Genomic DNA, 13,539 nt, shown 5'->3' with positions numbered 1-13,539 from the left:
AATGATTTCGCTTTCCCCGCTCAAGACTTTAGAAAATATAGAATTCAGAAATCTTCTTACCGGGAGATTTTTTATTGTTTTAGCATTCAGGATGCTTGCCACACTTTTAGGCTGGTGGGTGTATCAATTAACAAAAGATCCTTTTTCTATAGGTTTAATTGGGCTTTCGGAAGTAATTCCAGCGGTAAGTTGCGCCTTATACGCCGGCCATGTTATTGATATGAACGAAAAGAAGAAACTGCTATTAATCTGCACCTACCTTTATGTTTTTCTAATTGGCCTGTTACTAATTCCTGCGTTTTATAATGTTGAACTTCATTTTACAGGACATGAAATCACTTACTTCATCTACGGAGTGATATTCTTCACAGGAATTGTGCGAGCGTTTATCGGCCCGATTGTTCCTTCGATGATTCCGAAAATTGTACAGAAAGTTAACTTACCTAGTGCAATCACATTAAATCAGGGAACATTTTTGATTTCTTCCGTTTGTGGCCACGCTGCCGGAGGATTTCTGATTGGTTTAGTCGGGGTGAAATGGACTTTGATTGCTATAATCTCTTTAATTTCAATTGCTTCTATCTTTTTCTGGCAACTGAATAAGCAGTTTTCTGAACATGAAAAGGATAAAATAAAAGTGATGGAAAGTATGCGTGAAGGTATTTCTTATATTTTTAAAACTAAAGAAATACTCGGAGCACTTTGTCTTGATATGTTTGCTGTACTTTTTGGCGGTGCCGTTGCGATGATTCCTGTTTTTGCGACAGATATTTTAAAATCGGGCGCCGAAGGTTTTGGGTTATTAAATGCTGCTTCAGATATTGGTTCGATGATTATCATTACCACACTTTCTATAATTCCTTTGCGTAAAAATCAAGGTAAAGTGTTACTTGGTGTCGTTGCCGGGTTCGGACTTTGCATCATTGGTTTCGGGCTTTCACATTATTATTGGCTTTCATTTATGTTTCTGGTTTTGAGCGGAATGCTTGATGGTATTTCTGTTGTTATTCGTGGAACAATCGTACAATTGAAAACTCCTGATCATATAAGAGGAAGGGTTTTAAGTGTGAATTCTATTTTCATTATGTCAAGTAATGAAATGGGACAATTTGAGAGCGGATTAGCAGCAAAGCTTTTGGGTGTGGTAAGGTCTGTCGTATTTGGTGGTAGCATGACTTTATTGATTGCATTAATTGTTGCAGGCACGAATCCAAAATTAAGAAAAATGCAATATTAAGTGTGATTTATTATTATAATTCATTTAGAAGAATCTCTTTTTTAATAAATTTAAAAAAATCAACAACAAAAACATTGCGCACTATCAACTATTTACATAAATTTGTTTTAGTTTTTATATCAATTTTATGAAAAAAATTTATCTACTTTTATTGCTTATCTTAATATCAAGTGGTGCTAATAGCCAAACATTTACAGATAAAGATTTACAAAAAAATGTATTAAAGATTAATACAACTATCTCTTCTTCAGATTATGATGCCTTGTTTAAAAAATTTGCAACGGCAAATACATCAGAAAAATGGCAGGCATATTATTATGCGGCAGTAACACAATACATGAAAGCCGAAACAGTAAAATCGGCATCTCTTGCAGAGTCGAACGCACTTGCACTAAAATATGCAATGAGCATCGTAAATTCACAACCTGACAATATTGAAATATCAATACTTATAGGTCTTGCCAAACTTCAGAGAATCAGGATTAATACATCTCCAGATGCGAAAAAAGACGCAGAAACGATTTTACAACTTATTTCTAAAGCAGAGTCTGTTTCTCCAAATAACCCAAGACTGACTTTATTAAAAGCTGGAATGGCAAAACAATTCCCTGACAAAAAATTTGATCAGATGAATGCATCCCAATTACAGCAAAAAGCCGTAAAAGATTTTGACACAAGTAATTCTACTGATGTCACTTGGGGCAAACAATTGCTTTCACTGAATAAATAATCCTAAGATTAACAAAACCCAAAGTTGATTAAAATGAAAAAATATTTACTCGCTTTTGCTTTAACGATAGTACAAATAATCTCCGCACAGCAGGACTGCACTACCGCAATACCTATATGTAGTGATTCTGACATTTCTTTGACCCCTGGTGGTTTTGGAAATGTTCATGAAGGTGAAGTAGGCTGTTTAACTCCTAGTCCGGGATCAACCACCCAAGGAGAAACGAATTCAATATGGTTGACCTTTAGTATCGAAACTGCTGGTACATTAACATTCTTAATAACACCCACAGGACCAGGCGCAAACAATATCGATTATGACTGGGCACTTTATGGCCCTAATCATAACTGCTCAAATTTAACCGCAGTTCCTTTAAGATGTTCTTATGCAGGTTTAGGCTCACCATTAGCACCGCTTACAGGACTCAACATGACTGCTACAGATACAACAGAAGATGGCGGTGGAGACGGTTTCGTAAAGTATATTGACGTTGTTCCGGGTCAAATTTACCACTTGCTTCTAAATAACTTCTCACCCACAATTGCACCTTTTACACTATCATTCGGAGGAACGGCAACATTGCTGACACCTTTTGATAACAATTCCGGGCAAGTTTATCAGCCAAACCCGTTTTTAGAACCAGGAATTAATCATGATGGAGAAATCATCATCTGTAGCAACCCTGCTTCTTTTGATTTTTCAACATTATCAGCCGAAATATTAAATTCAAACCCGAATTTTGTAGTTAAATATTACAAAAGTGCTGGAGATGCGGCGGATGGAATTGGTGAGATCACACTTCCTATTATAGTAAACACAGCAAACACTTATCATTATACCATTTCTTATGTAGATCCTACCAGACCTACGAGTTTCTTAAACCAGTGTAGGCAATTCGGAACGATTACTTTTGTCGATAAATCTTTTCAGCTGACTCCTGTAACATTGACTTCTTGTAGCAACAATAATACAGGAACAGCTTTGTATGACCTGACGTCTGCAGCGATTGGTGCAACACCCAATCTAACGTTACAATATTATCCGTCGATGACATCTCTAAATACGGGTACAAATGAGATTACAACACCATACGCCTATACAGCACCTGTAGGATCTGCCTTTGTAAAAGCAACCAATGAATTTGGATGTGTGACCATAGTTGAAATAAAACTTGCCTTCCACCCTATAGTTACTGTAATAGAAGCAACTTTGAGAGCATGTTTTATTGAAAATAATCCTTCTACTGGCGAGTTTAATTTACCAAACGCTCCAGTAACCTTAGATGCCGGAACCACTAAAAAGTTCTACCCATCAGAAACGGATGCCATTAATCAAACCAATGAGATTTTAAATGCTGCAAATTACATAGCTCCAAATGGTGTCGTGTATGTAAGAGTAATGAATGCAACTGGGTGCTATACAGTTGCAAAGATTAACTTAGTGGTTATTCCGCCAGTGTACTCTACAGTTTTGGTTGATAAAGTGATCTGTATTGAAGATAAAACAACTTTAGATGCAGGACCAGGATTCTCTGCATACGAATGGAGCACAGGTGAAACTACACAAATCATCTCTAACGTAGGTGTAGGAACTTATTGGGTAAAACTTACAACAGGAGATTGTACTGCAATTCAAAAAGTGAAAGTTTATGCAACAGAACAGCCGGTTATTTCAAATGTTGAAATTACAAACACTTCAATAGCTGTTAATGTTACAGGTGGAACTCCGGCATATCAATACTCTTTAGACAATGTCAACTGGCAGGAGTCTAATGTGTTCTCGGGTCTTACCAGAGGAGATTACACAGTCTATGTAAAAGACTCTTATGATTGTATACCTATGGAAATCGTAATTGTAGTTCCTAATATCATCAACGTAATCACACCAAATGGTGATGGCGTAAATGATGTCATTAATTATTCTGCTCTTTCAGGAAAAGGCAATTTAATTTTAAACATTTATGACAGATATGGAACAAAAATCCACCAAGCAGACAAATCAAATAACTATACTTGGGACGGAAAAATTGGCGGCAAAAATGTGCCAACCGGAAATTACTGGTACTCTGTAACCTGGAACGAAAACAATAAAAACAAAACCCCTATCAAATTCACAGGATGGGTAATGGTTAAAAACAGAGAATAATCATCTTTATAAAATCTGTAAATAAATCGCTCCTTGAGAGCGATTTATTTACTTTAAACATATTTGTATTATTTTGTTTAAATTTGCTTTAAATTCATTTCACATGAAAAAATTACTACTCTTTTTTATTTTAATAACCTCACAGTTATTTTATTCACAATCTGACTGCGTATCAGCAATTCCTGTTTGTGGGAATTCAAACGTCTTTTTCACCCCATCGGGTCCAGGAGCTGTTTTGGAGGATCTTGGAGGATGTTTAACTGATGATGAAAACTTCTCAGTATGGTACACTTTTACAGTAGCTACATCGGGTACATTAGCTTTCACAATTGATGCAAATATAAATACAACTGATTATGACTTCGCAGTATATGCTCCTAATGCTACCTGCTCATCATTAGGGGCACCTATAAGATGTAATTTTGCAGGAGTAAGTCCTACAGGTAATACAGGTCTTGAATTAGTACCCTCGGGCTCAGCCTACTTTGAGGCTTACCTTGACGTAGTTGCAGGACAAACTTATTATTTGGTAATTGACAATTACAGTAATGCGCAAAATGCTGGATTTTCCTTGATCTGGGAGGGTACTGCATCGTTAACTTCACCTTTTAACGACCCCGCGTTAACTCCAAACCCTTTTATCACACCAGGTGTCCCTAATGCTACGGATCCTACACAACCTAATGAAATCCTGAAGTGTGCACTGCCTATGCAGTTTGATTTTACTACACTTTCTTCTGGTATTATCAATGGGAACACGAATTTTACTGTTACTTATCATAATTTACAAAATGATGCCATCACAGGAAATTCTCCACTTACTACAGCATTAGTTGATGGAACTACGATTTATTATTACAGATTAAAATATACTGACCCTGCAAACCCAACCAATCCTATCAATGGATGCTTTGTGACTGGAAAGTTTAAGTTTAAACAAGGAAATATTGTTGCAGATAACGCAACACTTACAGAATGTAACAACAACGGAGCTGGAACAGGAACTTTTAACCTTACAACTGCAGCTGTTTTTGGAGATCCTACTGCAACCAAAAAGTACTATCTTACATTAGCCGATCTTAATGCTGACACCAATGCTATTACAAACCCTACAGCATATGTCTCTGCACCAAAAACAATCTATGTAAAAGTTACTTCTGTAGAAGGATGTACTGATGATTCAACAATCACGTTAAACTTCCATCCTGTGGTCGTTTTAACACCTGCCACTTTAGAGTCTTGTTTTATTGAAAATGCAATTACAACTGCAACTTTTGATTTGACAACAGCCGCCGTTACTTCTCAAACAGGTATTACAAAAAGATTCTTTAAAACTCAGGCAACTGCTTTATCGGGCACTAACGAAATTCTAAATCCTACGAATTATATTGCTGAAAACAGTGAAGTATATGTGAGAGTAACCAATACAAATGGATGTTATGCAATAACAAAAATCACATTAAAAGTTCTTCCTCCTGTAAAATCTACAGTATTAAAAGACAAAACAATCTGTCTGGAAGACAGAACAACCTTAGATGCTGGTCCAGGGTTCACAGGTTACGAATGGAGTACCGGAGCTACTACCCAAAGTATTCAAGGAGTAGGCATTGGAACTTACTGGGTAAAACTGAAAACCGGTAAATGCTTTACACTACAACAAGTTAAAGTATTACCTGCGTCGCAACCGGTAATCGCTAGTTTAGATATCAACAACAATACGATTACAGTAAATGCTTCAGGAGGAACTGCACCTTACCAATATTCTATTGACGGTACAAATTGGCAGAATTCTAATATATTTAATAACCTTCCGAGAGGGGAAAATAAAATCTATTTAAAAGATTCTTTTGATTGTACTCCTATTATAGTTCAGGTAACTGTTCCTAATTTAGTTAACGCAATTACTCCAAACGGAGATAATGTAAACGACGAATTAGATTATTCTGCATTAGCTTATAAGAAAAATCTTGTTTTCACAATCTACAACAGATACGGAAATAAAATCTACGAATCTGATAAGCTAAGAAATTACAAGTGGAACGGTACATCAGGCGGTAAGAAAATCGTAACAGGAACTTACTGGTACACCATCACTTGGGACGAAACTGACATCAACAACACCCATACAGTTTACAACGGATGGATATTGGTAAAAAATAGAGAATAAGTAAAATCTCATATCATTAAAATCACCTCAGCAATGGGGTGATTTTTTTATTAACATCATTCAACGCCTTTGGATATTGACATTTTAGAAGTTATCAACAATAAATATGAATTACTCAATTCAAATTATTTTCTAAATAAACTATCTTTGCAATATGGCGCAGAAAGAAACTTTATCTTCTCTTACTCAAGGAAACTTTGCTAGAGAATTATCGATTGCAGATGGAAAAATGCCTCCCAATGCTGTAGATTTTGAACGTTTGGTGGTCGGTACTTTTTTAATTGATAAAAAAGGACTCGATCATTCTATTGACCTTTTGACTCCCGAAGTTTTTTACGACCCAAGACACTCGGTGATTTTTGAGGTGATTCTAAAACTATACGAAGGAAATCAGCCCGTAGATTTGATGACCGTTATTCAAGAGTTGAAAAAAACCGACAGGCTAGCATCCGCAGGTGGAGATCATTATATTATTGAATTAACGATGGGTGTAAGTTCATCTGCCCATATCGAATATCACGTACGTGTAATTCTCGAAAAATATATTCTGAGAAGTTTAATTAATGTTTCTGCCAATGTTATTGATACTTCTTACAAAGAATCAACAGATGTTTTTGAGCTGTTAGATAAAGCTGAACAATCATTTTTTGAAATTACCAACGGAACCATCAAAAAAGGTTTTGACACCGCAAATACATTAGTAAAGCAAGCAATTGATACCATAAAATCTCTTAAAGACAAAGAAGGAATTTCTGGAGTTCCTTCGGGATTTACAGGAGTTGATAAAGAAACCGGTGGCTGGCAAAATTCAGATTTAATTATCATTGCAGCACGTCCGGCGATGGGGAAAACAGCATTTCTTCTTTCGATGGCAAGAAATATCGCTGTGGGACACAAAATTCCAATGGCACTTTTCTCTCTCGAGATGGCATCTGTACAGTTGATCACCAGGATGATTGCTTCAGAAACTAAAATTTCATCAGAAAAACTAAGAAAAGGACAAATGAGCGATGAAGAATGGCAAAGACTATTCTCAAACGTATCTGAACTTGAAAATGCTCCTTTATATATTGATGAGACGCCTTCCCTATCCATTTTCGACTTCAGGGCAAAATGTCGAAGATTGGTAATGCAACATGGCGTGAGAATCATCATGGTCGATTATCTTCAGCTGATGACCGCAAGCAGCGGAGGAAAAGGAGGCGGAAACCGTGAACAGGAAATTGCAATGATTTCTCGTTCATTAAAAGCAATTGCTAAAGAATTAAATGTTCCAGTAATTGCACTTTCCCAGCTGTCAAGAACCGTAGAAACCCGTCCGGGAAAAAGACCTCAGCTGTCAGATTTGAGGGAATCGGGAGCAATTGAGCAGGATGCTGATATTGTATCATTTATCTTCAGACCAGAATATTATAAAATTGCCGTTTGGGATAATGATGAAGAAGGACAAGAATCTTCGACAGAAAACCAAGCTGAGCTGATTATCGCAAAACACAGAAACGGTGCAACTGCCGACGTAAGACTTTCTTTTATGAAGCATTTTGCGAAATTTGGGGACATTGGCGAAACAGATAGCAGTTATCCATCAGGAGGCTCACACTCTCCGGAACCAAGTGGTTTTGAAAAGATAAAAACAACCATTCAGCCAGGAGCTGCATTTGATTTACCTGATAATTCTAAAGTTTCGGGCTCTTCAATGAATGATCTGGATGATGAAGATGATTTTCCATTTTAATTTCTAAAATTAAGGTCAAGGCTTAGGCTTATTTAACCTTGAAATAATTTAATTTTTATTTAACTAAACCTCAAACTTAATCTCAACCTAAAAATTTTGAGAATAGAAATCTATACAGACGGCGCATGCAGCGGAAATCCCGGAAAAGGAGGATTCGGAATCGTCATGAAAGTTCCGGAGAAAAATTACCAAAAAACATTCTCAAAAGGTTTTCGCAAAACCACCAATAATCGAATGGAATTACTGGCAGTAATTACTGCTTTAGAAAAACTAAAATCTACAGAAAACGACATCCATGTTTTCACAGACAGCAAATATGTATCTGACGCTATCAATCAAAACTGGCTTGCAGGCTGGATTAAAAGAGGCTGGAAAAACGTAAAAAATCCCGATTTGTGGAAACGTTTTGCGGTGCTTTTCAAAGAACATCATCCAAAGATGCATTGGGTAAAAGGCCATGCTGGTCATTTTGAAAATGAGCTGTGTGATAAGCTTGCAGTAGCTGCAGCAAGTTCGGCAAATCTTGAGATCGATACTTATTTTGAAAATTTAGACGGCAATTCTTTATTTTAGCACTAATAAATTTTGAATCATTCTAATCTTGGATTAATTATTTTCATTATTCCTTTACAAATCATAAGATATTTTACCATATAACCATATTTTTTTACAAAATTAACATTGCATACATATTTATTACTTGGGATTTAATATCTTTACACGTCTAATTATAAAATCCTAATAGATGAATAAAAATTTACTGTTTTATTTTACCATATTTCTACTTTGCATTTCCGGAAAATACCATTCCCAAACTTATCAGCTTGCCGGAACTCCTTTCACAACCGCTGGCTGGACGATGGTGGCACCTACAGTGGCAAGCACAGATTTTATTCAGCTTACTCCAGACACAAACAATCAATCGGGATCTGTAAGGCTGAATGATCCTATCAACTTGAAATTTTGTGATAAATGGAGAGTGGAATTTGATTTCAGAATGGATTCTAACCAAACTGCCAATGGTGATGGTCTTGCATTTTGGTATCTGGCAAACCCGCCGGTAGCAAGTGTATTGGGATCAGGGCTTGGTGTTTCGCAAAATGCAGTAGGTCTTATTGCGGGTTTTGACACCTACAACAATACAACCACAGCAGTAATGAGTAAAGTACATGTTGCATACGGTCAGGTAGTCAACACAACCGATACCAACAACGTAGAATTTTTTAATGTAGCCGGAAGCTCTTTTCATTCTCCTGATATGAATACTACTTTACCTTTTCAGGGAGCTACGTATAAACATGTTGAAGTAACAGCGGAAGTAGATCCTGCAATACCAACCAATTGGATCATACAGATAAAAATTGACGGTACTGTGATTTGTAATCAATCTTTTGCCCCTTCAGGAGCTGCAGCTGCGATGACCGTTGGATATTTTGGATTCTCGGCCTCTACAGGAGGAAACAGATCAAGACATTCTATTAAAAACGTAAAAATATACACAGATAAAGTAAGCATCTTACAACCATCTGTAACACAATCTTATTGCCCTAGTCCTTCAACAGGATTCGCAACAGTAAACCTTACATCATTTAACTCTCAATTTGTTGCAACCCCTGCAAATTATACATTTTCGTATTCTGTAGGAGGAACACCAATTACCAATCCTACAGCTTATCAGTTTAATGCAAATACAACTGTGAGTGTTTTTGTAAAAGATAACTCTGGAGTATTGTGCGATAATCCGGATGGTCAAATTCTCCTTACGCTTTCACCGTTTACCGCAAACAACAGGACTATTTCAGAATGTAACAATAACAATGATACCACAGCTACATTTAATCTTACCACAGCAAATGTAAGCGGTGTACCCGGAATCGTTAAGAAATACTACAGAACACTAGCTGATCTGAACGCAGGAACAAATGAAATTACGAATCCTACCGCATTTATTTCTGAACCTACTATTATTTATGTAAAAGTAACAACACCGCAAGGATGTACTGGCACAGCGCAAATCACGTTAAACTTTCTACCGTTACCGGTAGTGACAGACGCAGCATTACAATCTTGTTCTATTCCTACAAATATTACAACAGGGCTTTTCAATTTAACTTCAGCAAACGTTACAGCGGAAACAGGTATAACAAAAACATTTTACACCTCCTTAGCAAACGCTTTAGCAGGAACAAATTCAATAGTAAATCCTATCGCCCATGTTTCTTCCAATTCAGATGTATTTGTAAAGGTAACCTCTACTGTCAGCAATTGTTTTATCATTAAAAAAATTACCCTAAAAGTAATTCCGCCTGTAAAATCAACGGTTTTAAAAGACAAGATAATTTGTATCTACGACAGAACAAATTTAGATGCAGGACCAGGTTTTGACGAATACCTATGGAATACTGGTGCAACGACATCATCAATTCAAGGGGTACCTGTAGGAACATATTGGGTAAGATTGAAAACCGGAAGCTGCTACACTACTCAGATTGTCGATGTAAAAGCAGCCTCAAACCCTGTTATTGCAAGTATAGATATCAGCAACAACACAATTACAGTGAATGCTACCGGAGGAACAGCACCTTATCAATATTCTTTAAACGGAACAACCTGGCAGGATTCTAATATTTTCAAAGGGCTGCCAAGAGGAGAAAATAAAATTTTCCTGAAAGACTCTTACAATTGTGAGCCAGTACAAATACAAATTACAGTTCCGAATTTGCTCAATGCAATCACACCAAACGGAGATAATGTAAATGATGTTATTGATTACACAGCTTTAGCATATAAGAAAAACTTAGTATTTATCGTATATGACAGATACGGAAACAAAAAATACGAAGCAGACAAGCTGAGAAATTTCAAATGGGACGGAACTTCAGCAGGAAAGAAAATCCCAACAGGAACTTACTGGTACACTATCTCTTGGAACGAAAATGACGCAAACAACACCCGCACTCAATACAATGGCTGGGTACTTGTAAAAAATAGAGAATAAACTTCTCAAATAAAAATCACTCCTAAATGGGAGTGATTTTTTGTAATAGTAAAATTGAATAAAAAAAATAAGCTAAATGATGTTTTTTGATGAATTTTATACAAAAACAAATCAATAACTCAAAATAACATAAACTTTTACTCTTGTTTTAAATTTATTCACACATATAAACAAATTTTCATAATTATTTTATAAAAATAATCCATAGTATTAATACAACCATAATCAATCTAATAAAATGAAGAAAACACTACTATTTTACCTTTCAGTAATTCTTTTATTCTTCTCTCAAAACATATCTGCCCAAACGTATCAGCTTACAGGAAATCCGGTTGTTACAACAGGATGGGATATTGTTCCTTCAGCAACTGCTCCCAATGATTTCGTACAGCTTACAGCAGATCAGACGGGTCAGTTTGGAGCCATAAAACTTTCCGACCCCATCAACTTAAAATATTGTGATAAATGGAAAGTTGAATTCGACTTCAGAATCGACGGAAACGGAACTACAGCTTACGGAAGAGGTGACGGATTAACATTTTGGTATCTTTCAAACCCACCAACAGCCTTCACGACCGGAGGAGGATTGGGAATTCCGGCAAACGCAAACGGATTGATGGTTGCTTTTGACATCTTCAACAATTCTACGGAAGGGCAAATGAGCAAGGTGCATCTCTTATATGGAACCAATAATACTCCAGCAGGAAATCCAAATATTGAATACAATATGGCGGCAGGAAGTACATTTCACTCACCAGATTTGCAGGCCACACAGCCTTTTGTAGGAGCAAATTATAAACACGTTGAAGTAAATGGTCAGGTTGATCCGGCCAATATCAACAATTGGATTATTCAAATCAGAATAGATGGCGTTGTAATTACAAACCAATCTTTTGCTCCATCAGGAGGAGCCATCGGTATGACAACCGGATACTTCGGATTTTCAGCAGGAACAGGAGCAGCGAGCGCAAGGCATTCTATCAAAAATGCAAAAATTTTCATTGACAAAGTTCCTATTTTACAGAGTACAGTGACACCGTTTGTATGTACTAATCCTTCTACAGGAAATGGTTTTGTTGATTTAACTTCTTACGCAACACAATTTGTCAATGTTCCCAGCAACTATATTATTACCTATTATGTTTTAGGAAGTTCCACACCAATTGTGACACCTAATAACTTTCAGTACACAGGAAACACCACAATATCTGTAGTCATCAAAGATCCGTCTTCCACACTATGTGATAATGGTGATGCGAGAATTATTTTAAATCCAAGTCCGTTCGAAGCCGTTGATGCATCTATGACAGAATGTAATAATAATGGCTCAGGCGTTGGGATATTTAATTTAAATAATGCGGCAGTAACCACACTAGCCGGGGTTACTAAACAATATTATCCAACTTTAGCAGATTTGATTGCAGGAACAAATCAAATTATGAACTTTGCAGCATATCCAGCGGCACAGGGAACTACAATTCATGTAAAAGTAACGACTGCTCAAGGCTGTGTAGACAATGCAATTATAACGCTAAACACGTCTCCATTAGTCGTTGTAAACGATGCTACACTGAGAAGTTGCTTTGAACCAAACAATCCTTCACTCGGAATATTTAATTTACCAAATGCTCCCGTAACTACAGAACCGGGAACCACGAAAAAATACTTTCCATCTTTAACGGATGCAGTAAATGGAACTAATGAAATCAGCACACCTGCAACTTACACGGCTCCAAACGGAGTTGTATATGTAAAAGTAAGCAACGGAACCGGATGTTATTCAGTGGCAAAAGTAACCTTAGTGGTAATTCCCCCTATATATTCTACCGTTTTGGTTGATAAAGTAATTTGTATTGAAGACAAAACTACTTTAGACGCAGGATCAGGATTTAGCGGATATGAGTGGAGCACTGGCGAAACAACACAAATAATCTCAAATGTCGGTGTAGGAACTTATTGGGTAAAATTGAAAAGCGGTGACTGTATTGCCACACAAACGGTAAAAGTTTACGCTTCAGAGCAACCTGTCGTAACTTCTATTGACATTTCAAATACCACAATTACCGTAAACGTTGATGGTGGAACTCCTGCTTATCAATATTCTTTAGACAATGTCAACTGGCAAGATTCTAATGTGTTTACAGGAATCTCAAGAGGAATGCATAAAATTTATGTAAGAGACGTTTATAACTGTGTGCCTATTGAAATAAATGTAACCGTACCGAATTTAATCAATGTAATCACTCCAAACGGAGACGGACAAAATGACTATATCGATTACTCAGCTTTAGCAGGGAAAATAGATTTAACATTCAATGTTTTCGACAGATACGGATCAAAACTCCACCAGGGAGACAAAACCAACCGATACATTTGGGACGGAACCGCCAACGGCAGAAAAGTTCCTACAGGAAGCTATTGGTATTCTGTAACATGGAATGAAAACAACAAAAACAAAACCCCAATCAAGTTCTCAGGTTGGATCATGGTAAAAAACAGAGACTAATTTTTTTTCATATTTTAATTA

At 36.6% G+C, this 13,539-nt stretch carries 8 protein-coding genes; all 8 read left to right on the top strand.

Going from position 1 to position 13,539, the window contains the following annotated elements; translation table 11 throughout:
* Position 1: 1 nt before the first annotated feature.
* The 8 genes from LNP04_RS12700 (at position 2) to LNP04_RS12665 (ending at position 13,518) form a co-directional block, all read left to right on the top strand.
* On the top strand, positions 2–1,237 hold the full coding sequence (locus LNP04_RS12700) for an MFS transporter (RefSeq protein ID WP_229983329.1): 1,236 nt from the start codon (positions 2–4) through the stop codon (positions 1,235–1,237).
* A gap of 127 nt (positions 1,238–1,364) precedes the next feature.
* A complete protein-coding gene (locus LNP04_RS12695; protein ID WP_229983328.1) occupies positions 1,365–1,967 on the top strand; it encodes a hypothetical protein in 603 nt (200 codons plus the stop codon).
* A gap of 33 nt (positions 1,968–2,000) precedes the next feature.
* Positions 2,001–4,112 carry a T9SS type B sorting domain-containing protein gene (locus tag LNP04_RS12690; protein WP_229983327.1) on the top strand — a complete coding sequence of 704 codons (2,112 nt, stop codon included), beginning with the start codon at positions 2,001–2,003 and terminating at the stop codon, positions 4,110–4,112.
* A 103-nt stretch (positions 4,113–4,215) separates the two neighbouring features.
* The gene (locus LNP04_RS12685) at positions 4,216–6,279 is read left to right on the top strand and encodes a gliding motility-associated C-terminal domain-containing protein (protein WP_229983326.1); all 2,064 of its coding nucleotides are present in this window, start codon (positions 4,216–4,218) and stop codon (positions 6,277–6,279) included.
* 154 nt (positions 6,280–6,433) lie between these two features.
* Positions 6,434–8,014, top strand: coding sequence for a replicative DNA helicase (gene dnaB / locus LNP04_RS12680; protein WP_229983325.1), 1,581 nt, complete (start codon positions 6,434–6,436; stop codon positions 8,012–8,014).
* A gap of 96 nt (positions 8,015–8,110) precedes the next feature.
* Positions 8,111–8,587, top strand: a complete 477-nt coding sequence (gene rnhA / locus LNP04_RS12675; RefSeq protein ID WP_229983324.1) for a ribonuclease HI — start codon at positions 8,111–8,113, stop codon at positions 8,585–8,587.
* A gap of 172 nt (positions 8,588–8,759) precedes the next feature.
* Positions 8,760–11,012, top strand: coding sequence for a lectin-like domain-containing protein (locus tag LNP04_RS12670; protein ID WP_229983323.1), 2,253 nt, complete (start codon positions 8,760–8,762; stop codon positions 11,010–11,012).
* Positions 11,013–11,250: 238 nt separating this feature from the next.
* Positions 11,251–13,518: a T9SS type B sorting domain-containing protein gene (locus LNP04_RS12665; RefSeq protein WP_229983322.1), complete on the top strand. Its 2,268-nt coding sequence runs from the start codon at positions 11,251–11,253 to the stop codon at positions 13,516–13,518.
* Positions 13,519–13,539 lie beyond the last annotated feature (21 nt).

Origin of the sequence: Chryseobacterium sp. C-71 (assembly GCF_020911865.1) — a bacterium.
Classification (GTDB): Bacteria; Bacteroidota; Bacteroidia; order Flavobacteriales; family Weeksellaceae; genus Chryseobacterium.
This window is presented reverse-complemented; position numbering and strand designations above follow the sequence as displayed.